The sequence below is a fragment of the Pelagibacterium mangrovi genome (assembly GCF_036662815.1).
GTDB classification, from domain to species: domain Bacteria; phylum Pseudomonadota; class Alphaproteobacteria; order Rhizobiales; family Devosiaceae; genus Pelagibacterium; species Pelagibacterium mangrovi.
The window spans coordinates 128,132-154,811 of record NZ_JBAFXA010000003.1 but is presented as its reverse complement, the minus strand read 5'-3'; the positions used below and the strand labels follow the sequence as shown (position 1 = coordinate 154,811).

26 protein-coding genes are annotated in these 26,680 nt (G+C 60.1%); 3 read left to right on the top strand and 23 right to left on the bottom strand.

What is annotated here, in order from left to right; all coding sequences use genetic code 11:
- Positions 1-97 precede the first annotated feature (97 nt).
- The 19 genes from arsH to V4T21_RS05790 all read right to left on the bottom strand — a co-directional run bounded on the left by arsH (position 98) and on the right by V4T21_RS05790 (position 18,675).
- Positions 98-817, bottom strand: coding sequence for an arsenical resistance protein ArsH (arsH, locus tag V4T21_RS05880; RefSeq protein WP_440589632.1), 720 nt, complete (start codon positions 815-817; stop codon positions 98-100).
- Positions 810-1,232 (bottom strand): arsenate reductase (glutaredoxin), encoded by a 423-nt coding sequence (gene arsC / locus V4T21_RS05875; protein WP_332714400.1) that lies wholly within the window; start codon positions 1,230-1,232, stop codon positions 810-812. The genes arsH and arsC overlap by 8 nt, the downstream gene beginning before the upstream one ends.
- 1 nt (position 1,233) lies before the next feature.
- Positions 1,234-2,298 carry an ACR3 family arsenite efflux transporter gene (gene arsB / locus V4T21_RS05870; RefSeq protein WP_332714399.1) on the bottom strand — a complete coding sequence of 355 codons (1,065 nt, stop codon included), beginning with the start codon at positions 2,296-2,298 and terminating at the stop codon, positions 1,234-1,236.
- Positions 2,299-2,304: 6 nt separating this feature from the next.
- Positions 2,305-2,802, bottom strand: coding sequence for an arsenate reductase ArsC (locus tag V4T21_RS05865; RefSeq protein WP_332714398.1), 498 nt, complete (start codon positions 2,800-2,802; stop codon positions 2,305-2,307).
- A complete protein-coding gene (locus V4T21_RS05860) occupies positions 2,795-3,154 on the bottom strand; it encodes an ArsR/SmtB family transcription factor (RefSeq protein ID WP_332714397.1) in 360 nt (119 codons plus the stop codon). Before V4T21_RS05860 ends, V4T21_RS05865 begins: the two co-directional genes overlap by 8 nt.
- Positions 3,155-3,209: 55 nt before the next feature.
- On the bottom strand, positions 3,210-3,758 hold the full coding sequence (locus tag V4T21_RS05855) for a hypothetical protein (protein WP_332714395.1): 549 nt from the start codon (positions 3,756-3,758) through the stop codon (positions 3,210-3,212).
- A complete protein-coding gene (phoB, locus tag V4T21_RS05850; RefSeq protein ID WP_332714393.1) occupies positions 3,736-4,434 on the bottom strand; it encodes a phosphate regulon transcriptional regulator PhoB in 699 nt (232 codons plus the stop codon). Before phoB ends, V4T21_RS05855 begins: the two co-directional genes overlap by 23 nt.
- 4 nt (positions 4,435-4,438) lie before the next feature.
- Entirely contained in the window at positions 4,439-5,146 is a 708-nt protein-coding gene (gene phoU, locus V4T21_RS05845; protein ID WP_332714391.1) for a phosphate signaling complex protein PhoU, read from the bottom strand.
- A 13-nt stretch (positions 5,147-5,159) separates the two neighbouring features.
- Complete coding sequence (pstB, locus tag V4T21_RS05840; RefSeq protein WP_332714389.1) at positions 5,160-5,984, bottom strand: phosphate ABC transporter ATP-binding protein PstB; 825 nt, start codon at positions 5,982-5,984, stop codon at positions 5,160-5,162.
- Between the two features lie 21 nt (positions 5,985-6,005).
- Complete coding sequence (gene pstA / locus V4T21_RS05835; protein WP_332714387.1) at positions 6,006-7,292, bottom strand: phosphate ABC transporter permease PstA; 1,287 nt, start codon at positions 7,290-7,292, stop codon at positions 6,006-6,008.
- A 10-nt stretch (positions 7,293-7,302) separates the two neighbouring features.
- Positions 7,303-8,682, bottom strand: a complete 1,380-nt coding sequence (gene pstC, locus V4T21_RS05830) for a phosphate ABC transporter permease subunit PstC (protein ID WP_332714385.1) — start codon at positions 8,680-8,682, stop codon at positions 7,303-7,305.
- Positions 8,683-8,748: 66 nt separating this feature from the next.
- Entirely contained in the window at positions 8,749-9,786 is a 1,038-nt protein-coding gene (locus tag V4T21_RS05825) for a substrate-binding domain-containing protein (protein WP_332714383.1), read from the bottom strand.
- A 317-nt stretch (positions 9,787-10,103) separates the two neighbouring features.
- A complete protein-coding gene (locus V4T21_RS05820; protein WP_332714381.1) occupies positions 10,104-11,360 on the bottom strand; it encodes a molybdopterin molybdotransferase MoeA in 1,257 nt (418 codons plus the stop codon).
- Between the two features lie 4 nt (positions 11,361-11,364).
- Positions 11,365-11,673, bottom strand: coding sequence for a c-type cytochrome (locus V4T21_RS05815; protein ID WP_332715049.1), 309 nt, complete (start codon positions 11,671-11,673; stop codon positions 11,365-11,367).
- A 127-nt stretch (positions 11,674-11,800) separates the two neighbouring features.
- Positions 11,801-14,320: an arsenate reductase (azurin) large subunit gene (locus V4T21_RS05810; RefSeq protein WP_332714379.1), complete on the bottom strand. Its 2,520-nt coding sequence runs from the start codon at positions 14,318-14,320 to the stop codon at positions 11,801-11,803.
- A gap of 11 nt (positions 14,321-14,331) precedes the next feature.
- Positions 14,332-14,853: an arsenate reductase (azurin) small subunit gene (locus V4T21_RS05805; RefSeq protein WP_332714377.1), complete on the bottom strand. Its 522-nt coding sequence runs from the start codon at positions 14,851-14,853 to the stop codon at positions 14,332-14,334.
- Between the two features lie 156 nt (positions 14,854-15,009).
- Positions 15,010-16,314: a sigma-54-dependent transcriptional regulator gene (locus tag V4T21_RS05800; RefSeq protein ID WP_332714374.1), complete on the bottom strand. Its 1,305-nt coding sequence runs from the start codon at positions 16,312-16,314 to the stop codon at positions 15,010-15,012.
- A gap of 16 nt (positions 16,315-16,330) precedes the next feature.
- Entirely contained in the window at positions 16,331-17,782 is a 1,452-nt protein-coding gene (locus V4T21_RS05795) for a sensor histidine kinase (RefSeq protein ID WP_332714372.1), read from the bottom strand.
- Complete coding sequence (locus V4T21_RS05790; RefSeq protein ID WP_332714370.1) at positions 17,782-18,675, bottom strand: substrate-binding domain-containing protein; 894 nt, start codon at positions 18,673-18,675, stop codon at positions 17,782-17,784. Before V4T21_RS05790 ends, V4T21_RS05795 begins: the two co-directional genes overlap by 1 nt.
- Positions 18,676-18,792: 117 nt before the next feature.
- Between V4T21_RS05790 and moaA the strand changes: the two genes are divergently transcribed.
- Positions 18,793-19,812 carry a GTP 3',8-cyclase MoaA gene (gene moaA / locus V4T21_RS05785; protein WP_332714368.1) on the top strand — a complete coding sequence of 340 codons (1,020 nt, stop codon included), beginning with the start codon at positions 18,793-18,795 and terminating at the stop codon, positions 19,810-19,812.
- An 83-nt stretch (positions 19,813-19,895) separates the two neighbouring features.
- The gene (moaD, locus tag V4T21_RS05780) at positions 19,896-20,147 is read left to right on the top strand and encodes a molybdopterin converting factor subunit 1 (protein WP_332714366.1); all 252 of its coding nucleotides are present in this window, start codon (positions 19,896-19,898) and stop codon (positions 20,145-20,147) included.
- Between the two features lie 1,102 nt (positions 20,148-21,249).
- Here the strand turns inward: moaD and V4T21_RS05775 are convergent.
- Positions 21,250-23,292, bottom strand: a complete 2,043-nt coding sequence (locus tag V4T21_RS05775; RefSeq protein ID WP_332714364.1) for an AAA family ATPase — start codon at positions 23,290-23,292, stop codon at positions 21,250-21,252.
- 348 nt (positions 23,293-23,640) lie between these two features.
- Positions 23,641-24,192, bottom strand: coding sequence for a DUF6036 family nucleotidyltransferase (locus V4T21_RS05770; RefSeq protein ID WP_332714362.1), 552 nt, complete (start codon positions 24,190-24,192; stop codon positions 23,641-23,643).
- A 40-nt stretch (positions 24,193-24,232) separates the two neighbouring features.
- On the opposite strand from V4T21_RS05770, the gene V4T21_RS05765 reads away from it, so the two are divergent.
- The gene (locus V4T21_RS05765) at positions 24,233-24,790 is read left to right on the top strand and encodes a helix-turn-helix domain-containing protein (RefSeq protein WP_332714360.1); all 558 of its coding nucleotides are present in this window, start codon (positions 24,233-24,235) and stop codon (positions 24,788-24,790) included.
- 58 nt (positions 24,791-24,848) lie between these two features.
- Here V4T21_RS05765 and V4T21_RS05760 read toward each other — a convergent pair whose 3' ends face one another.
- Together V4T21_RS05760 and V4T21_RS05755 are read right to left on the bottom strand one after the other, a co-directional pair.
- Positions 24,849-25,358, bottom strand: coding sequence for a tyrosine-type recombinase/integrase (locus tag V4T21_RS05760; RefSeq protein ID WP_332714358.1), 510 nt, complete (start codon positions 25,356-25,358; stop codon positions 24,849-24,851).
- Positions 25,359-25,400: 42 nt separating this feature from the next.
- Positions 25,401-26,279 (bottom strand): tyrosine-type recombinase/integrase, encoded by an 879-nt coding sequence (locus V4T21_RS05755; protein ID WP_332714355.1) that lies wholly within the window; start codon positions 26,277-26,279, stop codon positions 25,401-25,403.
- Positions 26,280-26,680 lie beyond the last annotated feature (401 nt).

The window sequence follows — 26,680 nt, the reverse complement described above, 5'->3', positions numbered from 1 at the left end:
CTTAACGCAGTGCTGGCCGTTCACGAGGACCCGCCGATCTCGAATGGAATGCTGGTCCACTTCGGCAACTGGCAATTCGCGGCGAGCCAGGGCCTTCCTACTGGCCCTTCTGATTAACCCTCTTCGACACCGCCTCCGCGCTTTCCACCCGCTCGGAGTATCGATCGACCAGATAGTCGGCGCGGTCGCGGACCAGTAGCGTGAACTTCACCAGTTCCTCCATCACGTCGACGATCCTGTTGTAGAAGGGCGAGGGCTTCATGCGGCCGGCTTCGTCGAACTCGTTGAAGGCCTTGGGTACCGAGGACTGGTTGGGGATGGTCACCATCCGCATCCAGCGCCCGAGCACCCGAAGCTGGTTGACCGCGTTGAAGGACTGGCTACCGCCGTTGACCTGCATGACCGCGAGCGTGCGCCCCTGGGTGGGTCGGATGCCGCCCATCGAGAGCGGGAGCCAGTCGATCTGGGACTTCATCACACCGGTCATGGCTCCATGGCGCTCGGGCGAACACCAGACCATGCCTTCGGACCATAGCGCGAGCTCCCGCAGTTCGGCCACCTTGGGGTGATCATTGGGAGCGCCGTCCGGAAGGGGCAGGCCCTCTGGATTGAATATCCGCGTTTCGGCGCCTAACCGACGAAGGATGCGTGCGGCCTCCTGTGTCGCGAAGCGCGAATAGGAGCGCTCGCGCAGGGAACCATAGAGGAGCAGAATGCGTGGGGCGTGGGTCTTATGTTGGGGCGAAATGAGGGCCGTTTCGTCGATAGACCGGAACTGTTCCTCGTCGAGCGCGGGGAAGGTATCGATTTCAGACAAGGCGCTTTCCGTTCTCGTCGATCACCACTTCGCCGTCTTCCTTGGTGAATGGGCCGATATCGGGGTTAAGCAGGATATCAAGCACCCTTTCTGAGGGACGGCATTGGCGCACGCCCTTCGGTGTCACGACGAAGGGGCGGTTGATCAGGATCGGGTGGGCCAGCATGGCGTCGAGCAATTGATCGTCCGTGACGGCGGGGTCGCCCAGGCCGAGTTCCGTATACGGGGCCTCTTTCTTGCGCATGGCGTCGCGGATCGAGAGGCCGGATCGTTCGATCATTTCAGCTAGAGTTTCGCGGCTGGGCGGCGTCTTGAGGTATTCGATGATCACCGGTTCCTCGCCGGACTGCCGGATCATGGAAAGCGTGTTGCGCGAGGTGCCGCAGTCGGGATTGTGGTAGATGGTGACGGTCATTTCAGGCCTCGAAACGGTTTCGAGTGCGGTTGGCAAAGGCAACGAGCGAAAGCATCACGGGCACCTCGACGAGAACGCCAACCACGGTGGCGAGCGCGGCACCCGAATTGAGCCCGAACAGTGAAATGGCTACCGCCACGGCGAGCTCGAAAAAGTTCGAGGTGCCGATAAGGGCGCACGGGGCGGCGATCGAGAAAGGCACCTTCCATTTCCAGGCCGCCCAATAAGTTATGGTGAAAATGCCATACGATTGGATGAGCAAAGGAATGGCGATCAGAAGGATCACCAGCGGGTTGGCCAGGATCGTTTCACCCTGGAAGCCGAACAGCAGCACGACGGTCGCGAGCAGCCCAATGACGGAAGCTGGCTTGATGCGGGCGTTGAATCGGTCGATGCGGCGTGTGTCGGACGGGGTGCCGCGCAGGAGAACCTGACGCGTGATGGCGCCGGCGACGAGCGGGATGATGACGTAGAGCCCGACCGAGAGCAACAGAGTCTCCCAAGGCACGGTGAGTTCGGTGAGACCCAGAAGCAAGGCGACGATCGGGGCAAACGCAACGACCATGATTGCGTCGTTCACCGAGACCTGAACGAGCGTGTAGTTGGGGTCTCCCTTGGTCAGTTGCGACCAGACGAACACCATGGCCGTGCAAGGGGCGGCGCCAAGCAGAATCAGTCCGGCAATGTACTGCTGGGCGTCGGCGGGATCGACGAGCGGCGCGAACAGGAAGTTGAAGAACAGGACGCCCAGGAGCGCCATGGTGAACGGCTTGATGAGCCAGTTGACCGCAAGGGTGAGGATCAACCCCTTGGGCTGGCGGCCGACCTGGCCGATGGAGGTGAAATCGACAGCCACCATCATGGGGTAGACCATCGCCCAGATGAGCACGGCGACGACCAAATTGACCGAGGCGTATTCTAATCCGGCCAGAACGGCGAACAGGTCCGGGAAGAGGTTGCCGAACACGATACCGGCGACGATGCAAGCTGCCACCCAGACCGAAAGCCACTTTTCGAAAAAGCCGATGCCGCCCGCAGGCGCGGGCGCGGTTGTGTCGAAAGTCATAGCCGATCAGTCCCCCGACTTGCCGATGGCGTCGAGTTTGGATTTGAGCGCCAGGCGGTCGAGGCTGGCGAGTGGGAGATTGAGCAGTAGCGATATGCGATTGCCCAAAAGCCGCGCGGCTTCAGCGAATGCCAGGTGCTTTTCTGCGTCGGTACCCTCGGCTGTTGCCGGATCAGGTACACCCCAGTGGGCAGTCATGGGATGGCCGGGCCAAACCGGACAAGGCTCATTTGCCGCGTCGTCACACACCGTGAAGATTAAATCGAACTCTTGCGCGCCGGTTACGGCGAATTCGTCCCAGCTCTTGGAGCGCGCAAAACCCGTATCAATCCCCATGCTCCCGAGCAACTCCAAGGTAAAAGGATGGACCCTTCCCTTGGGATGGCTGCCCGCTGAAAAGGCCTTGAAGCGCCCTTCCCCGTCACGGTTGAGCAGGGCTTCGGCAATGATCGAACGGGCGGAATTGCCCGTGCAAAGAAACAGGACGTTGTAGGGTTCAGTCACAACAGGGCTCCGTGGCGGACGTTTGCAGGCAGGCGAGATTGGCGGCAAGAGGAGCGCAGACTTCCGGACGGCCACTGCAGCAGTCCTCAAGCAAGAAGGCTACGAGTTCGCCTGCTGCGCGGAAGCTGGCCCGATAGCGGATAATGCGCCCCTCGCGTTCGGACGCGACGAGGCCAGCGCGGCTGAGGGCAGCAAGGTGGCTGGACACGGTGTTCTGACGGCCCTTCACCGCTTCGGCGATTTCGCCGGCGGGCATTCCCTCCTCGCCGACCTTTACGAGAACGCGAAAGATTTCGAGTCGCGTGACTTGCGATAGGGCATCAAAGGCTTTGAGTGCAGAATTCGTATCCATGTATCGAGTTATTCCGATATAATGCCCGGTGTCAACCCGTGCATGACCAACGGGATCACCTCTTCTCGACATTGCCGTCGACTTGCCGATCGGTGCTGTGGTGTGGTTTGCTTCTGCGCAACTCGGCCTCCAGCCGCCGCAGCTCGATTTCGCGAACGTACAGACGGTTCGTGTGCCCGGCCGTGCGACCGAACATCGAGCCGATCTCCGGAAACGACTTACCCTCAGTGTCGTGCAATCGGATGATGAGACTGTCGTGTTCCCTACGCCGGTCGTATTCCCTTCTACGAAGGGCGACCTTTTCGCCAATGGAGAAATCCGACTGCAAGGGCAAGAAGTAATCTTGGCCGCATTCTTCGGCGCAGTACGTCAAAATCATCAACAATTGCGGCGACAATGAATGCCGCCTTGTCTTGTTGATGAACTGGAGTGCCTTGGCGACATCGCTGAGACGACGTTCACGAGCGGGAAGATTGCGGCAATGCGCTCCGCTCAGGAAAGTGTGGATTCGATTGCGCTCCGCCTGGGTCAACGAACCTTCTACGAACAGTTCGTCGATCAGCGGATCACGCGACCTCCGCTCAGGCTCGTAGGAATTGTTCATCGAACGCATAGCCCGCCCCGCGCACGGTGCGGATGGGGTCCTTGGCGCGGCCCTTGTTGATGGCCTTGCGCAGGCGGCCGACATGCACATCGACTGTGCGTTCGTCGACGTATACGTCCGTGCCCCAGACCCCATCCAGCAACTGCTCGCGCGAATAGACGCGGCCGGGATTGCCCATCAGATATTCGAGCAGGCGATATTCGGTAGGGCCGAGATGGACCTCCTTGCCCGAGCGCCGCACGCGGTGCGTGGTCCTGTCGAGTTCGATATCGCCGGCCTTGAGCACGGCCGCGATGAGCTGAGGGTTGGAGCGGCGCAGCAGTGCATTGATGCGCGCCATCAGTTCGGGCAGCGAGAAGGGCTTGACGACATAGTCGTCAGCCCCGGTCGCGAGCCCGCGCACCCGCTCCTCCTCCTCACCGCGGGCGGTGAGCATGATGATGGGAATATGTGTGGTGTCGGTACGCGCGCGGATACGGCGGCAGATCTCGATGCCCGAAGCTCCCGGCAGCATCCAGTCGAGCAGGATGATGTCAGGCTTCGCCTCGGCGATACGCAGCATCGCCTCTTCGGAGTCTTCGGCGGTGGAAACCGAGAAATTTTCGGCCTCGAGATTGTAACGCAGCAGTTCGACGAGATCGGCTTCGTCTTCGACGACAAGAACCTGTGGCGTCATATGGTCAGCCCTTGATCTGCTCGCGCTTTACGTCCTCGGCATCGGCAGCCAGAGACTTGCCGGTGGCCAGGAAATAGGCCTGTTCGGCGATGTTGGTGGAATGGTCGCCGACGCGTTCGAGGTTCTTGCCGCAGAACAGAAGGTGCGTGCACATGGTAATGTTGCGCGGATCTTCCATCATGTAGGTTAGAAGCTCGCGGAACAGCGAGACATAGAGGGCGTCGACCTCGGTGTCGCGTTCGACGACATCGACGGCCATATCCTTGTCGCGCGCGGCGAAGGCGTCGAGCGAGAGCTTGACCTGGCGCAGGGCAAGCTCGCCCATGTGACGCAGCCCGTTCTTGAACTGCACCGACATGGCGAGCCCCTCGATCTGGGTCGAGCGGCGCGCCGTGGATTTGGCCATGTCGCCGATGCGTTCGAGATCGTTGGCGACGTGGATCGAGGCGATCACCAGACGCAGATCCTGCGCCATGGGCTGGCGGCGGGCGATGATCGAAACCGCAAGGTCGTCGATCTGGGCCTGCATGGCGTCGATCTTCTTGTCGCCGGCGACGGTAGCGAGCGCGAGGTCGCCGTCCGAGCGGATCAACGCTTCGGTGGCATTGACGATAGCCTTTTCGACGAGCCCACCCATTTCGGAAATCGAGCGGGCCAGTTCGGTGAGTTCGTCTTCGTAGGAGGTGACGATGTGTTCTGTCGACGGGGGCATCTGGTCTTCCTCCTTAGCCGATACGGCCGGTGATATAATCCTGCGTGCGCTTTTCCCGCGGATTGGTGAAAATCTCTTCGGTCGGCCCTTCTTCGATCAGCTTGCCAAGATGGAAGAACGCCGTCTTTTGCGACACGCGGGCGGCCTGCTGCATGGAGTGGGTGACGATAACGATGGTATAGTTAGTGCGCAGTTCGTCGATCAGTTCCTCGATGATCGCCGTGGCGATCGGATCGAGCGCCGAGCAAGGCTCGTCCATAAGGATCACTTCCGGGCCCACGGCGATGGCGCGCGCGATGCACAGGCGCTGCTGCTGGCCGCCCGAAAGACCGGTGCCGGGCTGGTGAAGCCGGTCCTTGACCTCTTCGAACAGCCCGGCCTTCTGCAGCGAGGTCACTACGATTTCCTCAAGATCGGTCTTATTGCGGGCCAGCCCGTGGATCTTGGGACCATAAGCGACGTTCTCGAAAATCGACTTAGGGAAGGGGTTGGGCTTTTGAAACACCATACCGATCCGGGCGCGCAGCTCGACGACGTCTAGGGACGGATCGTAAAGGCTGTCCTTGTCGAGCGAGATGTCACCGGTCACCCGGCACCCCTCGATGGTGTCATTCATGCGGTTGATGCACCGCAGGAAGGTGGACTTGCCGCAGCCCGACGGGCCGATAAAGGCGGAAACCGACTTTTCAGGGATGTCGATCGAGACGTCGAACAGCGCCTGCTTTTCGCCGTAGAACACTGACACGTCTTTGGCATTGACCTTGGTCGGGTTGGCGTTGGGATCGGCGGTGCGCACGGTCTGGTGAATAGAGTTTTGCGCAGGAGCGGCGGTAGCCATAGTCGAACAATCCTTGTTGGGTTACCAGGTGCGCTGCAGGCGTTGGCGGAGAAAGATCGCAATGCCGTTCATCACAATGAGGAAGCCAAGCAACACCAGGATGCCGGCGGACGTGCGCGCTACGAAGCCGCGTTCCGGGCTGTCGGCCCAGATGAAGATTTGGGTCGGGAGCGCCGTCGAGGCTTCCATCAGCCCCCCCGGAGGACTCGTGATAAAGGCGTTCATGCCGATAAGCAAAAGCGGCGCGGTTTCCCCCAGTGCCTGGGCTAGACCAATGATGGTTCCCGTGAGGATGCCCGGGATCGCGAGTGGCAGTACGTGATGAAGGATCACCTGGTGCCGGGAGGCACCCATACCCAAAGCTGCTTCCCGGATCGAAGGGGGAACGGCCTTGAGCGAATTGCGCGTGACAATGATGATGGTGGGCAGGGTCATTAGCGCCAACACTAGTCCGCCGACCAAAGGCGCCGAACGCGGCAGGCCGAAGACCTGCAGGAACACCGCCAGACCGAGCAGCCCGAATACGATGGATGGCACCGCCGCCAGATTGTTGATGTTGACCTCGATGATATCCGTCAGCCGGTTCTTGGGCGCGAATTCTTCGAGATAGATCGCCGCGGCGATGCCTACGGGGAAGCTGATGACGAAGCAGACCAGCAGTGCATAGAAGGACCCGGTGATCGCCCCCGCGAGACCGGCCAATTCAGGAAAGCGGCTGTCGGCATTGAAGAACAAGCCCCAATTGAAGGGTTTGCTCACCCGACCTTCGGTCGCCAAATGATCGAACAGAGCGATCTGCTCGTCAGACACGCGGCGCCTGGTCTCCGGCAGATCGCGATCAATTACGCCCTTGCTAAGCTGGTCATAAGGGTCCGAAGCCGGAACTTCGAGGGTTAGCGTGTCGCCGATCACCGAAGGATTACGCAACACGGCATCGCGGACCAGAAACTGGGTGTTGTTGGTTAGGATTTGCCCGGCCGTGCGAAGCTGCGCGGGATCCTCGAGCTCCGGGAAAAGCATCTCAACCGCTTCAGAGGTCACCGCGCGCCAGTTGCCGGCGGCAATGTCTTCGGCATCGACGTTCTCTTCGGAAATCGGGAAGTCCACCCGCACGTGCGTCTGGGTGAACGCTTGGTAGCCGCCGAGCACCAGCGTGAAAATGAGGATTGCCAACAAGCCTATGGCTACCGTGATGGCTGCGATGCCGTACAGACGCAGCCGCAGGTCGGCGGCGTTACGGCGGCGGCGCAAGGCGGCGCGGTAATCGGGATCGGTTGTGCTGAGGCTCGGGGTCGCGATCTCGGCCATGTTGCGTTCCTCAGTCATATTGTTCGCGGTATTTGCGCACGATGGTGAGCGCGATGATGTTTAGACACAGCGTGACGATGAACAGGACGAGGCCGAGCGCGAAGGCTGCGAGCGTCTTGGGGCTGTCAAACGCGGTGTCGCCAATCAAGAGGGTCACGATCTGCACCGTAACGGTGGTGACCGAGTCGAGCGGGTTGATGTTGAGCGTCGCTATCAGCCCTGCGGCCATAACCACAATCATGGTTTCGCCGATGGCACGCGAAAGCGCCAAAAGGATGCCGCCCATAATACCCGGAAGGGCCGCAGGCAGCAGAACCTTGGTTATGGTTTCGGCCCGGGTCGCGCCCATGGCCAACGACCCGTCGCGCAGCGAACGCGGCACGGCACGCAGTGCATCGTCGGACAGTGACGAGATGAAGGGAATGATCATGATGCCCATCACGCCACCAGCAGCAAGCGCCGAGTTGGGCGACGTCGCCAGGCCGAGCAGATTGCCCGCCTGTCGGATAGCGGGAGCGACCGTAAGCACCGCGAAAAATCCATAGACCACCGTGGGAACCCCGGCGAGGATCTCAAGGATCGGCTTAACGGTATTGCGAACGGCGTCGCCCGCATACTCCACCAGATAGATAGCGGTGAAAATGCCGATGGGTGTGGCGACCAGCATGGCGATAGTGGCGATCACCAATGTCCCGAGGAACACGGGAACAGCACCGAACGCGCCCGCTCCTGCGATCTGGTCCTCGCGAATGGGGATTTGCGGCTCCCAGTTGAGGCCGAAGAAGAATTCATGCGCGGGGACCATCGCAAAGAAGCGCATGGCCTCGAAAACAAGCGACACGATGATCCCTATCGTCGTGACGATGGCAACGATGGAACAGGCGATCATGAAACCGGTGAGAAACCGCTCGACATTGGTGCGAGCGCGGAACCGATGGTGCAATCTCGTATAGGCGACGAATGCACAGATCAGCATCAGGGCGATTGCGACGACCGCCATCGCCCAACTCGCGATCTCCTGCCAGCGATTGAGTGTAGCCGCAGCGTCGAGAATGGCCTGATCGGGCGTGCCGAAAACCATACCTGCCGCGACGTTCTTGATCTCGGCCACGAGCAGTCTGACCTGAGCGGCCGACCGACCGTCCGTGAGCTCGGCGGGCAGACCCGAGACGAGCAGCCCTTCGATGACCGAGTTCTGGAACGCAAGCCAAAGCAACACGAGCACGAGGGTCGGAATGCCGACCCAGATGGCTACGAAAGCGCCGTGATAGCCCGGAAGAGAGTGAGTGTCGGGACCGTTCGCCGCCGCAAAGCGGTTGCCGGCGTCCCTTCCGACGTAAAAGGCGACCAGGGAGAAGACGATTATTGCTAGTAGAACGTAACCGAGCACTTTGGTCTCCCGCCTTGTGACCTTTGAAGTGGCGCCGGTCCAAGGACCGGCGCCGGTTTCGGTAGATTATTCGTAGCGAGTGAAGTGTTCGCCGTCCGCAACTGCGGTGCGGGTGGCTTCACGCTCTTCATCGGAAAGCGGGATCAGACCACGCTCTTCGAGGTAACCGCCCGGACCGAAGGACGCTTCGGAAACGTATTCCGTCACGAATTCTTCAAGACCGGGGATGACGCCGCGGTGCGCGTTCTTGATGTAGAAGAACAGCGGGCGCGAAACGCCGTAAGAACCGTCAGCGATAGTGGCGGGCTCAGGCAGGACGCCTTCGATAGCCACGGCCTTCAGGGTATCCTGGTTTTCATACAGGAACGAGTAACCGAAGATGCCCAGGGCGTTCTCGTCGGCATTCAGACGCTGAACGATCAGGTTGTCGTTTTCACCGGCTTCCACGAAAGGGCCGTCTTGGCGCATGCGCGAGCAGGTTTCTTCCATCGCGTCTTCGTCCAGAGCGGCGATCGCTTCGAACGTCTCGCAACCTTCGAGCATGACCAGCTCGACGAAAGCGTCGCGGGTGCCCGAGGTCGGCGGGGGGCCGAAAACGGTGATTTCCATGTCCGGAAGCGAAGGATCGATTTCGGACCAGTTGGTGTACGGATTGGCGACGATTTCGCCATCGACCTCAACTTCAGCGGCCAGGGCCTGGAAGAGCTGGGCCTTGGTAAGGTCCATTTCCGGGGCATTCTGCGAATGGGCGACCGACAGCCCGTCAAAGCCGATGAGAACTTCGGTAATCGAGTCAACGCCATTATCGAGGCAAGTCTGATATTCACCTTCGGTCATGGCACGCGAGGCGCCAGTGATATCGGGGTGATCGACGCCGACGCCGCCGCAGAAGATCTGCATGCCACCGCCGGTACCGGTCGATTCAACAACAGGAGCGGCACCACCGGTTGCGGCAGCGAACTGCTCGGAAACTGCCTGGGTGTAAGGGAACACCGTCGAGGAACCAACGATGCGAATCTGGTCGCGGGTCTGGGCCTGCGCGGAAGTGGCGCCAAGGGCGGCGACCACAGCCAGCGCAGCGCCGGCGTAGAGTGCGGTTTTCATGTCTGATCTTCCTCTGTGTCAGAAGCGTCCGGGCGTGAGCCCCCAAGGTTGGATGAAACCGGACTGATCTCTTTTTCGGCTCCATCCCGGAAACGAGGGCAACCTAGGAACCACGCCCAACGTTTTAATGTCATTTTCATGACAGTTCAATGACAGTATAAACCATTGATTAATATAGAGACTTTGGAATACGACCTGTGCATTACGAGTCGTGTCTTGTCCGTCCGCGCCTATAGCGGAGCAGTACGCAGCCTCACTGCGGAAAAGCGCTTACGTTGGTGATGCGGGTGCGCTCGAAGGCCTGAAGCAACAGGTCGTCAGAACGGGTCGTATTCAAGGGTGTCGCCGGGTCGGATAACCTCCGCATCGGCATGCAGCTCGGCGAGACCGTCTGCCCACGCCATGGCGGACACGTCGGCCGACGATCCGACTCCCAGCATCTCGAGAATTGGCACGTCACCAGCGGTCGCTGCGGCCGCGCGAACGGGTACGAATTCCGTGCGCCCAAGCTTCTTACGATAAGTGAAGTTCGCCAATCCCTTGCGGATAGTGGCTTGCCCGTTTGCTCCGGCGAGGACGCGAAGGGCAGGAAGAACGAACTTGCGAAAGGTCACGAAAGCTGCGTTGGGGTTGCCCGGCAAACCGAAGATCAGCTTGGTGCCCAACGTGCCGAACTTGAGTGGCTTTCCGGGGCGCATGGCCACTTTCATCCCGTGCCACCTGCCGCCGAGTTCCGCCAGCAGATCGGTCACGTGATCCTCCTCCCCCGCAGACACGCCTCCGGTCGTGACGAGAACATCCAGATCCTGTAGTGCCTCGCTCATGGCTCGGCGTAGCAGCGAGCGATCGTCGGGAACGGAGCCGACGTCGCGGCACTCGATCCAAGGCAACCCACGCAGAGCCGCCTGAACCATGATGCGGTTCGAATTGTAGATGCGGCCGTGCCGAAGCGGTGCGCCGGGCTCGATCAGTTCGTCACCGGTCGTGAGTATTCCCGCACGGACTCGACGAAGGACGGGTATCCCGGCAATGCCGCTGGCGGCCAACAGCGTCACATCCTGAGGGGCCAAGACGCGGCCTTCGCAAAATAGCGTGGCACCCCGGGCGACATATTCTCCCTTCCGGCGAATGTTCGAGCCGGGGGAAGGTTTGCCATCAATGACGACAAACTCTCCATCAACGTGACAACGCTCCTGCATGACAACCGCCGTGCATCCTTGCGGTATCGGGGCGCCCGTAAAGATACGGGCGGCAGTGCCGACCGCCAACGATAGAGGCGCATCACTACCGGCGGGGATCCGGCCCGCAATCCGGAACGATCGGGCGTCGTTGGCCGCCATCGCGCCGCCCCCGATGGCATAACCGTCCATGGCGGAGTTGTCGAAAGACGGTAGGTCCACTTCGGAGACGACCGGCAATGCGAGGACCCGCCCTACCCCGTCGAGCAGACCGACCAGCTCGCTCTCCGTGATCGGGCCGGCCATGCCGTTCACCATTGCTGTCGCCGTGTCCACGCTCAGGACCCGATCGGTGGCTCCTGCGCTACAATCCCGAGCTCGGATCGGGGCCGTCATGGAACTAGGACGCCACGCTCGCAAGGTAGGCGAGAAGGTTGGTCACGTCCGCCTCATCCGTCAGTCCCGGAAACACCATTTTCGTTCCGGGGAGGAACCCGGCTGGGTCGGCGAGGAACGCACTGAGATTATCGTCATCCCAGACTAGTCCCTCCTCGGCAGCACCGAGCATCGGTTCCGAATACGCGAACCCCTCGACCGCCCCGACGGGCCGGCCGATCACACCGTTCAAGTGAGGCCCCAGACGATTGTCGGTTGTCTCGGCGCTGTGGCAGGCCTGGCAACGGGCGAATACCTGTCGTCCCGCCTCCACATCTTGAGCGAGGGAGGGTTGGATGGATGCTGCAATCAACAGCAATCCGGTGATCGTGCGATTTACGGACAAGGGAAACTCCGGTTTGGCTGCAGGCGAATGGAGTCGAGAGTCGGCCGACGCGCGGTCAGCCGACGGAATACTCCTTGGACTTGAACGACAGGTGGGCGACCGATGCCGGCGCGTCGGCAATCTTGCGGATGTTGCCCCATGTCTGCTTGTAGTTCGGGATCATCAGCTCGTTCGTCCCCGCGCTCGTCACGTTGCCCTGCACCCCGGTCGGATATCCGAACAGCATGAAGGTCTCGCCCGGTCTTGCCGAGGGCGTGGGATATACCATTGCCTGCGTCGAACCGGCATCGTTATAGACCTCGACGATATCCCCCTCACCCACACCGATATTGGTCATGTCTTCGGGATTCATCTCGATGAACGGGAAAGGCCAACGATCCATGACGAAGTCATTGTCGACATCGAGGTAAGCGGATTGCCATACCTGGTTGGCGCGGCCATTGTTGATAAGGAAATCATAGTTTGCCTGCTGTTCGGCCTTTCCGGGGGCTTGCAGGCCCCGCCACTCGGCAAGCAGGAACCGCGCCTTGCCGTCCTCGGTTCCGAACACCCCATCGGCATATAGACGCTGCGTTCCGACGATCGCTCCGTTTTCGAAACCTGTCGCGGGTTCCTGGAAGCCGTTGTTGCCCATGGCCTTAAGCCGTTCATAGGTGACGTGCTCTCCGCCTTCGGCATTGACGTTGTAGCCGTCCATGAAAGCGTCCTCTTCGGTCTGCCAGTCGAAGCCGTCGAAATTAGCCGCTAGATCGCTTTCCCCCATGTCCTCGAAGACACGCTGCATATGATTGGCCAAGCGCGCGGCGATCAGACAGTCCGGCATGGATTGCCCCGGAGGATCCATATAGCGCTCCGTCAAGCGCATCCGCCGCTCGCCGTTCATCGAGGTCAGGTTCATCTCGCCGCTGGTCGCCGCCGGCAGCACGACGTGGCAGGCTTCGCCGATCTTGGTGGGGACGATGTCAACATCGACGGCGAACAGACCGCCGTCCTCGATAGCCGCCACGATGGCATCTACCATCGCGTCACGATCGCCGTATGGTACCGAATTCATTGCGTCCTTCACTTTGTCGGTGCGCTGTTTGTACACGCGTTTGAACTCGGCCGCGTTGAGCGTGGTCTTGTAATGGTCGCATCCCCAAATGTGGTGAACGCCGCCCTCGCCCTCGATCAGCAGTTTGTCGACGTAGGCCGCCGGCCGCCCGACATGGGAATCGCCTGGGCGGACATAGCCTTCCTGGTGACCGCCCAATCGTACTACGCCCCCTCCCGGCCTGCCGACATTGCCGGTTGCCAGCGCGATGTTCACCAGCGCGCCGTTTGTCCTGTAATTGTCGTTGCCCCAGATCAGGCCCTTCTCATAGGCGAACATCGTACGCCGCCGGGCGCCGCCCTCCTTGGGCTCGGCAATCCATCTTGCCGCCTTCCGGATGTCGTCAGGGGTGAGGCCGGTGATCTCGGCCGCGTCCTCGACCGACATCCTGTTGCCCTCTGCCGCAGAGGCAAAGTTCGTGAGGATGGCCGGCCACCCGTTGGGATCGTCATTTCCCTCACCGGGCTCGGTTGCCGTGGAAGCGTCGATGAAGGCCTGATCGATCCAACCCTGTTCGACGATCTCGGTGAACAGGGCATTAAAGAGCGCCAGGTCGGTACCTGACTTGATCTGCAGGTGCAGGACGTTGTCGGCACCTGCCTCGGCCTCGCAGGCTGCCACGGTAACGGTGCGGCGTGGATCGACGATCACGATGCGGCCGCGCTCGTGCGTTTCGTCAGGCAACTGGTCGCCTTTTTTGGACAGCGAGGTGCCGCGGAGGTTGGGAACCCAATGGTTGAGGAAATAATTGGTCTGGGTTTCGAGCGGATTGGCTCCCACAACCATAATCGTGTCGGCCAGTTCTGCGTCCTCGTAGCAGTTATTGAGCTCGCCCACTCCCATGTCACGCGTGGCGTGGACTTCGGAATTGTAGGCGGGCCGGTTGTGAATGCGGATGTTCTTGACCTTCATCGCTCCGAAATAGAGCTTGCCGGTTCCCCACGTGTTCTCGTAGCCGCCGCCTGCGCCGCCGTGATCGAAAGCGGAGACGAAAAGGCTGTCCTCTCCCTTTTCAGCAACGACCCGCGCGGTGACGCGGGCAACCAGGTCCAGCGCGTCCTCCCAGCCGGTCGGCTGCATCTGGCCGTAACGCCACACGAGCGGATCCGTGAGGCGCTGCTGTTGGGTCTGGCGCGCCTTGGAATAACTCATCTCGGCCATGCGGGCACCGCGAACCGAGCCCAACCCCGAGTTCACCACGCAAGCGTTGTCGGGCTTGATGACGAGATGGACGTCCTTCCCGTTCTGCTTGACGATGTTGTACATCGAGGGCGCATACCAGGCCTCGGTCTCGGCATATTGCTGCTGGCTCAGATCCACCCCAAAGGCGTTCTCTTCGGGGGCCGTGCCACCTTGTTTATTCACTGGCCAGCTATAGGCATGGTAGCCGCAGCCGACGATGCAATAGTGGCAGACAACGTTTTGCTTGGTGGCGTCCACCGGAACGATCGGCAAGCGATCGATCTGTCTTTTGTAGGCCATGTTGTCCTCCCTCAGAGCACGTTCGACAAGCGGCCGTAGATCAGCTCGTCTACACCTTCAGCGTAGATGTCGCCGTCATCGTCGACCCGCAGCATGTATTGCGGAAGGTTTTGAGTCGCCTGTCCCCAGATCTGTTGACCGCCGGCCTCGCAATCGAAGCGAGAATAGTGACCGGGGCAATTCAAGGTGCGGTCCGACGCGCTGTAACTCATGGGATAGCCCTTGTGCGGACAGATCACCGAAAAACCGACGATGTCCCGATCAGGGCCAACGCCTCCCTCAACGGTCGTTCCCAATTTGAGGAGAACGCCTTGGGCCGCCTCATCGGGATAAGCGACATAGAGCGGTTCGTCGATGACGAGGTCAGCAATGTTGGCGAGCCGGTTAGAGGGATAGTCCACGCGGGCCAACGCCGTCTGAGCGGCCGCGGGTGCCGGCGCCATGGTGGCTGCAGCTGCTCCCGCCGCGGTAAAGGCGCTTCCCCTGAGGAAATGACGTCGACCGATATCGACCAGTTTATCGCACCGAGGCATTCTCTTCTCCCTCATCGTCCTGTTTGGTGAGAAAGACATTGCAATCGGCGTGCCATCCCGCGTTTCCACCGGAGATAAGCGTTTTAAAGCGAGGACGAGGTGCGCATGTCCGTAAAAGGTGACACGCTTTCGTGTGGGCGTCAGGCGTTCAGGACATTATCGGCCGCTGAGCCGATATCGGGTCATCTTCTCCCAAAGAGTATTGCGCGAGATTCCTAAAAGTTTGGCGGCTCGGCCTATCTGCCCTTTGGTTTCCTCTAGGGCTTTACCGATCTGCCGACGTTCCGCGGCATCCCGGACATCGGCCAGCGAAGGGAAACCGCGGGCAACGTCCACGGCTGTCTCCGTATCGGGGAACAGGTCGCCGGGCTGTATCCATTCCCCGTTCGAAACGGCCACGGCGCGTTCCACGCGATTTCGCAGTTCCCGGATATTGCCCGGCCATCCGTGGGACAGAGCCGCCTCAATGGTCAGGGCACCGAAACCGCGAAGCCGGGCGCCCGAACGCTCGACCGCCTCGTCGAAAAAATGCTCCATGAGCCAGACGACGTCTTCGGGGCGGTCGCGAAGAGCCGGAATTTCCACCGGCAGGACGGCCAACCTGAAGTACAGATCGTCCCTGAAACCCTCCTGGGCCGGCCCCGGAGTGAGATTGCGGTGGGTGGCCGCCACCACCCTGGCGCGGAAGGGAATCTCCTCTTCTCCCCCCAAGCGGTGGAAACTGCCGTTTTCGAGCAAACGAAGCAGTTTGACCTGAAGCGACGACGGCATATCGCCGATTTCGTCCAGGAACAGGATGCCTTCCCTTGCTCTTTCGGCATAGCCCAGATGCCTCTGATGGGCGCCGGTGAAGGCCCCCCGCTCATGACCGAACAATTCGCTTTCGAGCAGATCTGCCGGAATCGCGGCGCAATTGACCGCCATGAACGGCTCGCTCCGACGGGAGGAGACGGAATGGAGGAAGCGCGCCGCCACCTCTTTTCCCGTTCCGGTTTCCCCGGTTATGAAGACGGGCAAATCGTTTTCGGCATAGCGCCGCAACAACAGCTCGACCGATCGAATGCCGCGTGATTCTCCCAACGCCCCTTCAACATCGGCATCCGGGCTCCTACCGGAACGGGAGACGGCCCCCAGGCGGCGCAGGAATTCGTCCATCGCAAAGGGCTTGGTCATGAAGTCGGCTGCGCCGGCACGCATAAGTCGCACCGCTTGATCGATCTCGCCATGTGCGGTGATGAAGAGAAATGGCGGGCAGTCCGGCCGCTGGATCAGGCGCTCGAACACCTGTTCACCAGACAGGTCCGGCAAACGCATGTCGCAAACGATCACATCGATGCCCTTAGGATCGGCCGCGACGGTTTCGATGGCCTCACATCCCGATTTCGACCACCATACCTCACGCCCCTCGATCTCCAACCGCTGTACGAGCGACCCTCCCATGACCATGTCATCCTCGATCAAGCAAACCCTGCTTACTTCAGGCAGCATTGGAGACCCTCTCCCTTAATTTCAACGGCAGCTCCAGCGTCACGCTCGTGCCGCCCATCGCTCCGGTTTCAACGCCGATGCGTCCGCCAGCCTCGTCGACCACGCGACGCACCATCCACAAACCGAGGCCATGACCCGGGTGCACGGCCGACCCAGGATCGTCCTCCGTCAGAATTGCGGCGATCTCGCGGGGCATCCCCGGCCCCTCGTCGCGCACTCCGATACGCAGATGGTGGCCGTCCGACGCCACATCCATTCCGATCCTCCCATATTCAGGCGTGACCGCGCTGGCGTTGAGCAACAGGTTGAGAACAGCCTGTCGAACGGCACCTGGGCACGATCCCTTTTCGTCGTCCCATCTTACGGTCCATTCCAACCTCTGGTGCTTCCGGTTGATCTCGGGTCGAATGAGTAGCCTCACATCGTCTATGTCTGCAGTCCTCAGAGGGCGCGAGGTGCGATCGGGGCGGTAGATCGCCAGCGCTGCCCTGACTACGTCGCCGATCCCCTGCAGGCCGCGTTCGATCAGACTGATGGCGGTCTCGCGAACCGATGGGGTGGCGCCATGCGTGCGCAGGGTGTCGAGCGCGTTCAATAGCCCGCCCAAAGGGTTGTTGATCTCGTGAGCCATGCCCGAAGCCAGTCGCCCCAGACTCGCGATCCTCTCCTCCTCGGCAAGGCGAAGCGCGAAATTCGCGCGTTCTCTCTCGGCCCGGACCAGGTTGTTGTATCCATGAAACAGGTTGGCGACCTCTCGGTCGTGCGAAGGGATATCCGCGGTCGGGATGGGTTCGGCCGCCCCCTGCGACGCCATGAGCATATGTCGTTCGAGTACGAGCATAGGATTGACCATTCGCCGAACGAGAAAAAAGCCGCCCAGGGCAAAGAGGCCTGCGAGCGCCCCGTTTGTCAGCAGCAGCGTGAGAAGCACTTCCTTGCGTTCGGCGAACAGGTGCGACACGTCAAAGACTGCGTAAATGGAACCGATTTCCTGGCCCTGATGGATCAGTCTGCGCAACGAATATCCGGTCATCGTGGCATCTTCTATCGCGACCCCTTGCCCTGGAAAGCGCGCCCTATAGTCTGCCGTCAGCGACGAGAACGCGGGCACGGCCATCGGATCGATAGACGCGAGAACCATGCCTTCGGCATCGGTGACGACGGTCTCAACCGGCGCCAGGGCACGGTACGACAGAGCCGAACGATCAAGGGCGTCAAATACCTCCCATACGTCCTCGCGTAACACGGCCGGCATGATCCCGGACGCCAGGCCATCGAGATAGGTGCTGGCGATTCCTTCGAGATGGGCGTGCTGACTGTCGGACAACCGGTCGAGGACCCGCTCGGAGATCACAACGCTGATGACGAGCACCAACAGGGCGACGATCAACGGGACGCGATATGACACCGGGATGGATCTGAAGCGCCACACTCGTGACATCAACTCCTCCTCACCAGTTCGACCTTGGCAGCGATCGGATCGAACAGTTCAGCATCCACATCGACAAAGGCGTCAAGCCGCAAAAGGTCGAGAATCTCGCGCCCTGCCGGATTCTCTCCCATTCCGACCAGAGCCGCATGAAACCGCGAGAGCCTCGGGTCACCCGCCAGAGCTCTCGAACTCGCGATCGGAGGGAACCCCAGCCATTCCGATTTCCGGACGATCCGTGTCTTTGCGACCAGATCGGGCTCGGTCTCCCGCATCACCTCCCAGACGTAGCCATCGACGCTCCCCGAATTCGCGAGGCCCGCGCCGACGGCCCGGATGACGTTGCGGTGCCCATAGGTGAAGAACGATCTGCGGAAGAAGTTCGCCGGCTGTAGATCATGTTGCGCGAGGAGCGCCTGCGTCACCAGAAATCCGGAATTGGAATCGGGATCCGAGAAGGCGTGAATATCTCCGCGCGTTTCGTGCCAATCCGACACCGGGCGACCTGCGGTCACAATCATGTAGGACTGATACAAGGGTCTCCCATGCCAAGATGGTGCTGCGACCAACTCCAATTCGTCCTGGAACTGCACATAAGGATAGCCACAGATCCACGCGCCATGAACTTGTCCCGAGACCAACATGGCAGTGATCTCTTGATAGGTTCTGCGCGTAAGGAGTTCGACCGGACCATCCATCGCGGCCGCCAAATACGCGCTGAGACGTGTCAGAAGCTCGAGATCGTCGGACAGAAAAACGGGAGTGAGCCCGAAGCGAAAACTGCCTTCTTCGGCCCGTCCGTGAGAAATGGCCAAGAGTCCGGCAATACTCGCCGCCACTCCCCCGATCATCGATCGGCGGGAGATCGGCCGGACGTCGCTAAAGGACGTTCCACCCTGCCCCATTCTCTCCTCCCATGGCGCCAGACGGAGGCTGCCGGAAGCGTAGTCCACATGCCGCTGCGAGGGAAGCCGTTTTCCCGGCGATTTACCAACCTGCACCGTGCATCTATAGTCTCTGCTATGAACTCGCCCATAACATCCTCACCGCGTCCGCTCGTCGACGGCTTCGGCCGCCACGTCACCTATTTGCGCGTCTCGGTTACCGACCGATGCGACTTCCGCTGCACCTATTGCATGGGCGAGGACATGGTGTTCCTGCCCAAGAGCGAGGTTTTAAGTTTCGAGGAAATCCAGACGGTCATCGGCGCCTTCGTGGCGCGCGGAGTGCGCAAGGTGCGCCTCACAGGCGGCGAGCCGCTGGTGCGGCGCGACATCATGAAATTGATCGAGACGCTTTCGGCCCAACACCTTGCCACCGGTGCGCTGGACGAATTGACGCTCACCACCAATGGCAGCCAATTGGCCAAGCATGCTATCCGGCTTGCCGAGTTGGGCATTCGGCGGGTCAACGTTTCGCTCGATACGCTCGATGCCGAAAAATTTGCCGCCATCACCCGTCGTGGCCGGCTGCCCCAGGTCATCGAGGGCATTGAAGCGGCCAAAGCCGCAGGCCTTGCGGTCAAGCTCAACATGGTGGCGATCAAGAACGTCAACGAAGACGAGATCGTCCCGATGCTCGAATGGGCGCACGCCCAAGGATTCGAGCTGACACTGATCGAGGAAATGCCGCTGGGCGAAGTCTCGTTCGATCGCGCGGACACGCACCTCTCGCTGCGTACTGTTAGGGATCGGCTGGCCGAGCGCTATACGCTTACCCCGATCGCCAAGCGCACCGGGGGACCGGCGCGGTATATGCAGGTGGCCGAGACTGGCGGCACCATCGGCTTCATCACCCCTCTCAGCCATAATTTCTGCGAAAGCTGCAACCGCGTGCGACTGACCTGCACCGGCCAGCTCTATATGTGCCTGGGCCAGGAGGACCGCGTGGATCTGCGCGCCGCCTTGCGCGAAGGCGGGCCGGAAGGGCTCGATGCGGCGCTCGAACGGGCGATGATCCTCAAGCCCAAGGGGCACGATTTCGTCATCTCCCGCCGTTCGGCACCGGCGGTCGAACGGCATATGTCGGTGACAGGCGGCTGAGGCAGATCGGAGCCGTGCCATGTAGACCGGGAGTCGGGGCATTGGCAGGCACGTAGCCGGCCGTTTTATGATGAGGACGACGTATGAGAGTTCTTTATTTCGCCTGGCTCCGCGAACGGCTCGGCCGCGACTCCGACGAGATCGAGCCGCCCGAAGCGGTGAGAACCGTCGACCATTTGATTACCTGGCTGGCCGAACGTGATGAAGGCTTCGCTCTGGCTACGAAAAACCGGCTACTGATACGCGCCGCGATCGACGATGAACTCGTCGACCAACAGGCGACACTCGACGGGGCCGAAACCATCGCCCTTTTCCCGCCGATGACGGGCGGATAATTATGTCACGAATGGTTACCACAGGTACAACTCTCGTTACGGAAGACGACGAGGGTTGGCGGCTGCGGCTGATGAGGCCCGTCTGTCTCTTCAGGCACTGCTCCGGACATTCCCGACGTGGCGGCCGGAAATAGCCCCGGTGGAGCTAATGCTTATTGCGTTGACGTAGCTCCTTGCCTACGTCGTTCACTGGCGGATCTGGACGAGATCGAGGACCTAAGCATCAGCCGGCGACTCTAAATGCCATTTCGTTGGGTGATTGGCGTCCAGACGCCGAGAAAGGGTGTCGCTCTGGAAGTCGTTGCCCTGTCTGAGAGGGGCTCCACACCGGACAACTCTTGTCACTTGTCCTGAACGGCATTTCCGTCTTCGAGTCTCCGGGAAACCTCGCGCGGATCAGCGGCTCTGCAACAGTGAACAGCACCCTTCTCCGGAAGGCTGGCGGGCTCTCGACAATAAGTATTGGCCTCACCCTTATATCGGCGGGGTAAAAACGTGCGCGACCATCTCCCATGAACGGAGGGAGATTGACCCAGTCGGGGCAGTCGAGCGCCCACCTCGAGACTAAGTGCTCCGCCGTTGCGCTAAGGAGTGCACCGATTTCTGCGGATAGGCCGGTGCCGGGTAGCTGACGCCCACCGGTTCGTCGCCGAGGCTGTAGGAAGAGCGGATGTAGTACACCAGCGATTTTCACTCGGGCTGGGACGGCCAGCTCATTTATAAACGCCCGCTCATTTCATAATAGCACACACATCCTCGACATTTTCTTCTTCCTGATGGGCAGGATCCGAGCCTTCGAAGTAAAGCAAGGTGATCTGCCGATCCCAAAGATCCGCCCCGAAGGACTGCCGAGACAGTCCTTCGGAACGGCACCGCTTCCTATCTGCCGACGATCGTTACGATTCTTGCCGATAATCGAACTCACTCCGCAACGCCTTGGCCGTGGATAGCTTTCGTAGCATCCGGGTCAATTGCCGCAACACATGACCCTGCTCGACGTGATGCTCCAGTTCGAACTCCTCCGTCGCTTCCAGGAAGTCATCAAGGTCCTCGGGTGCATATCCACCCGAGGCTGGAGTTCCAATGTTTACCCACGGACTCCTCATTCTGCCGCCTCCCGACCAGTGTTGGCAGGCATCGCCTGGCCGGCGATTATCGCTTCTATGTCGTCGGGCGACAAATATCCGCGACGGCCGAGCTCTCCCGCCAGCGCTTCCAAGACGATCCGATGTTCGGACAGAATGGCTTCGGCACGGCCCTCCGCCGCGTCAAGCCGCGCTCTGACGGCTTCGAAGAGTCCCGGATAGCGAGTCAGATCCTGGAAGGGTCGATCACCGAGATGAACCGGCCCGAAGGTGCCGAGCCCATAGTGCGTTTCCAGCAGTTCGGCCATCCGCGTTGCTTTTGCGAGATCCGATGAGGCACCGTTTCCCGACCCTATTCCGACGTCGCCCAAGATCAACTTTTCGGCGATCCGCCCGGCCAGCGATACAGCGATCTGACGCTCGACAGCATCACCGGTCATCGCTCCACTGACGCCCTTATCGAATTCGGCAGCGCCTCCGCGGTCGCTGATCGACACACCAACCAAATGCCCGGCGTTCAGCATTGTACCGACTATGACATGGCCGCACTCGTGAACGGCAACGCGTCGACGGGTTTCGGCGGACAACCCGGGTTCGCCCGAACGGATCTGCTTGAGTAGATCCTCTAGAGTGAGCTCACGCCGAGCACGGCGGGCCGCAGCTTTGCTGCGCCTCACCCAAGCTTCGACATCCGCACCGGTCGCCTCGCCAGCCGCCAGCGCAGCCGGCATCAGATCATCCCCAAGAAGAAGATCTGAGCCGAGGTGATACCGGAAAATCTTGCATAAGGTTTCCCTGTCGGGCTTTTCGAGGGTAATCTCCCGATCGAGCCGCCCGGCCCTCCTGATCGCCGGATCGATCCTGTCTGGATAGTTCGTCGCGCCCAGCACCACGACGCCGGGCCTATCCTCTATGCCTTGAAGGTTCTCGAGCAACAAATTGACGATCTGCGACCAGTACTCGACGTAGTCACCGCGCAGAGCGGCGCGATCGGAAATACCGTCGAGCTCATCAATAAAGAGAATGGCAGGTGCAGCTCGACGGGCTTCACCAAAACAATGGCGAATGGCCTGCAGCGTGCCCGACAAATACGATGACGCATTCCACTGCGCCACGCTCGTGGCAATCAGCGGCACTCCGGCGGACTTCGCCAACGCTTTAGCGAAAGTGGTCTTACCCGTGCCCGGCGGCCCGGAAAGCAACAGCCCCTTATGATCCACCATGTCCCAAGGCAATCGCCCTGTCCTGTATTCAGCGAGATCGGCGATGAGTTCCAGGCCCCATGTCTTTGCTGTACCGTAGCCATCGAGTTCTTCGAGCGTGGGACCATCCGCCAAATACTCGGTCTTGCTTTGTACCGTCGCGGCGAGACGTGCGAGGCATTCTTCGGGCGTGAGGCCGGCACGAAATGCCAGGCTCAGATCCGAAATGTCGGTAGCTCTGATTAGATCAGTGTCGATAGGGCCCGTATGGACCATGCCGGTGATGGCTTCCAAGATCAACCGCAACGCTTTTTCGTCCAACGCTGAAATCGACAGACGATATTCGGCAGTCCGGAGCAATGCGCTCGGCAGGTGCCGTTTAGGATCGGGTGCAATGCCAACGATCAGATCGCGCCGATTCAAGGAGAGCACAATATCTGGATTGTTCCGCTCCGGCGTGTGACTCTTTTCGGTGCCGTCGCGCCCGAGGATTTTCTTGCGGCGATGATCCGCAGTTGCGCAATCCTCAATGATGGAGGTCACAAGGGGTGCCATATCGGCAGTATGTGTAGCAATGGTCACGATCGGCGCTTCCCTGCGGAGGCGCTTGGCAAGCCCAGGCTCGGCCGCAATTGCCCGGGCCGTCAGCACGGCGGCCGCAACAAGATCGACGCGAAGCTGTGGGCCGTCTTCAGAAGGCTCACCCTCAAGGTCGGCAAGCATTTCTGCTACAGGATCCTGTTCCGATAGCCTATGCAGCATCGATTTGTGTTTTACACCTTCTGCCTGCGCCAGGGCATCGATGTAGGCGCGGGCCAGCAGGTCCGCGGGTTCTCCCGCGGGTGTCTCTTTTGTCATCACGTGTTCCTTTTGGAATGACTCGCTCCTCCCGAGTGGGAAGCCGGCGAGAACAATTTCAGGGGAAGGTCACGTGCTGCTTACGTGAAGGTAGGGGCATAAGAGAACAAAACATGAACTACGTCAACCCCTCGATTGTTTCCAGATATTCAGGAGCCCCCGGGTACAACAGGCGACGTACGAAACAGACCGCGCACCTTGAAGGCCGTTTGACTGCACATGCCCACGTTCCGGCCTCATGTGAAGATCACGGAAGCCGCCGGACTCCGGGCCTCTTGGACAAATGCATGCCCTCGGGGGTTCATTGCATAAGGACGACCCTTGTCGCAGGCATTCGACGCCACCTCGCTACATGATTGCCTTCAGCATCGCGAGGTTGTCTTCCGCATCTTCCCGATAGGTTTCCGGCAACAGCTTGACTGCTTCCATGATCGCCTCTGCCGCGAGTTTGCTGTGGGAAATCAACCAAATGCTGTCGGTCACGTCGCGATCGCTGAATCTTCGAAGCTTGGAGGCGACGATCACCTCGGGCGGCGGACACTGCACCGTAAGATGTCGACCTTTCCACAAGACGTGCGGAGGCTGGTCGAACCAGTTCCCGCTTACGGCGTCATATCCGGGGACTTGAACGATACCAGGATGGACGATCTGAATGTAGGGCAGTTCGGGAATCTCATCCAAAGGATTATACAGCAGACCGGCATTTTCGGCGGCGTGTCGCATGGCGATCTCGTCGAAATCGGAGGCTTGGGCCCAGACGTCGATATCCTGTGTATTGCGCTCGGCATGACCCATCAGGATCAATGCGATGGAACCGATCAGGCAGATAGTCTGCGGCGTCTCCAGGCTATCATCGAGCTTCTCGAGCAATGCCTTGATTTCATCTTTGCCAATCGTCATATTGATCTCCGTGCAACCATTGCACAATTGGGTTCGAACGATGCATAAGTCAAATGACCATCGCACTGATGAGGGGCCGATCTCCGGTCAGAAGGGAGCGAAGTTTCTTCGTTCCTGGCGAGACGGTCTTGCGCTCTCCCGAGAGAAGGCTGCGGAATCCCTCGGTTTGTCATTGAGGATGTACGCCTATTATGAAGCGGGAGAGAAGAACCTGCCGGTGAAGGTCTTTCTCGCGTGCAACGCACTTTCGCGTGGGAAAACGCCCCATTTCTCGTTGCCCCGGGAACGTTGGGCGAGGACTGTTGACCGCCTTGTGCGTTATGCCTTGGGGGAAAATGTCGTCGGTCCCATGGTTCGGCAACGGCAGTGGCAGGCCCTGCGCGATTTCATGGATGTTATCAAGTTCGGGCCCGAACCTGAACTGGCGATGACGGATCCTGCTCTCTTCGCGGCAATCAGAACCGCGGGTACAAAGGCCTATTTGTCCGGGTTGATGGCCATGAAGGGGCCATCTGACGATGTGCTCGATACCGGCAGCTATACCGTCGCCAGCGCTCCCAGTCCGAGCTACGATGACGGTTTAGCCCGAGTTCCATAGAGAGCCCGCGGTTGAGGGCAGATATCGGAAGCCAGGTGGCCTCGTGGCGCGGCGCTACTTACATCGCGGCGATCTTTTTTGCTGACATACCGGTGATGTAGGCAAGCTGGTCAGCCGGCATCCCTAACCGCAACAATTCGAGGATCAAGGCATTTCGGAGTTCGCGGGCACTGATCCTGAAGCCGATCTGGTCGCCGATGTCGTTGAATTCAATCGCAAGTCCTTCGGTCGTCATCGGCGCGTCGGGTTGTTGAACCAACGAAAAAAGATAGGCCGAATTCCTGCCCCAATAACTTGTAGAGACGGACGTCCAAGCTTCGATCGCTTCGAGAGCGGCCTGCGTCACCGGTATTTCTCTCGCAAGCAGGAAGAGCGCGGGACGTCGGCTGTCCAAATCCCGAGGTCGCAACGAAATGATTTCGGCAGGTGCCACGCCGCTCGAGTACACCAATTCGGCAATGGCCCAGGTACGAATCCGGCTTAGCTTTGTCTTCGGATACGAAGACGGAGACAGCGCAAGCGCTTTCAGCCGATTCAACCATTGCCGAACAACGATTCCTTCATGCACCGCACGTCTAGCCCTACCAGACACCATCGATCTCCATTTCGGCTAGCTGGTCCATCGAGGGTGAAGCTGACGAAAGACGACGAATAGTTTCTCAAGGTCGACTTCGACGTCTGAGGACGGCCAAGGCTCCTCCCTATTTTCAATCCGCCTTTTCGGAGGGATCAGGTTGATCCGGAAGCGGATGCCGGCCTCCCTTGCCCGAACCTTAATACCGTTGAGCACCACCGACATGCGGGCTGGTTGTAGGTCCGCGCGTCGGAACAATGCGTCCTCATCATCCAGTTTGGTCGGTAAGAGGGCCAGGTACCGCGAGATCGCCGCCTTCGGTTCGTCATCCAATTTCAGGACGCGCATCTCGGTTCTACGTCGCTTCTCTACTCTGACGACCCCGGATCGGAACATTTGCACGGTTATGCGGTCGAGCTCGCCTGGCAAAAGCGACAGGCTGCGGCACATCGTGAGAACGGCGACGTTTCGGGCTGCAATCCAGGGGGCCGAATGTCTCGTTTCATTCCCAACCAAAGCTAGGAGATCGTCCCACTCTTCCTCCGTCAGCGCTGGTTGCGTGGACAGTGGAGCGTGCAACACCAATTCACATTCGTCCGCAGGATTTGCGTTGGCGTGGCCATGCGCTACCAGGTAATCGAAAAAGCGCTTAAGTGCGTAACGATATGATGCCGCGGTGGAGACCTGAAGCTGTCCGAGAAATTCCTCAACGTCGGCTCCCTTGGCCGATACCAGAGCCTCGAACGAGAGCGGCGCCCCCGGGTTTGCCGTCATGAAGGCCGATAGGGACTTAGCCGCGGTGGTTTCAACGTTTTTCGCCAATGCTCCGCTACCCTTGCGCTTAACGCTGAATTCCAGAAAGGCATGGAGTATTGCTTGGAATTCGGGTTCAACCGGACGGCTTTTCCTGGGCATCCTGTCTCTTTGGCGAATCGAAGGTTAGTCGCGTCTATTCTTTCAGAAAATAAGTGGTCCGAAGAGCTAATTCGCTCCCGCCGCCCTATCCTTCTGCGCCACACCGGGAAGGCGGGAGGCGCCTGCCGTGACGACAATCGGCAGTCCAACAAATTGCAGCCGTGACATATCTGGGCATAACGCATGAGGCCTGCACTAGGATTGTCGCGATTCTCCTTGAGTCATGGCAAGGTCAAAGGCGGCACGGCGCAACTGTCTGGCTTGGGGGCCAATGGAGAGGGACAAGGGTGACTCACGCGAGGTTGAGTGGATCGCCCAACTAAAGCCCTCGCACGCTCAACGCATTGCGCAAGACATTGGCACATCTTTCAGCCGGGTCGGCGTTATCGAGGCTGAGTGGC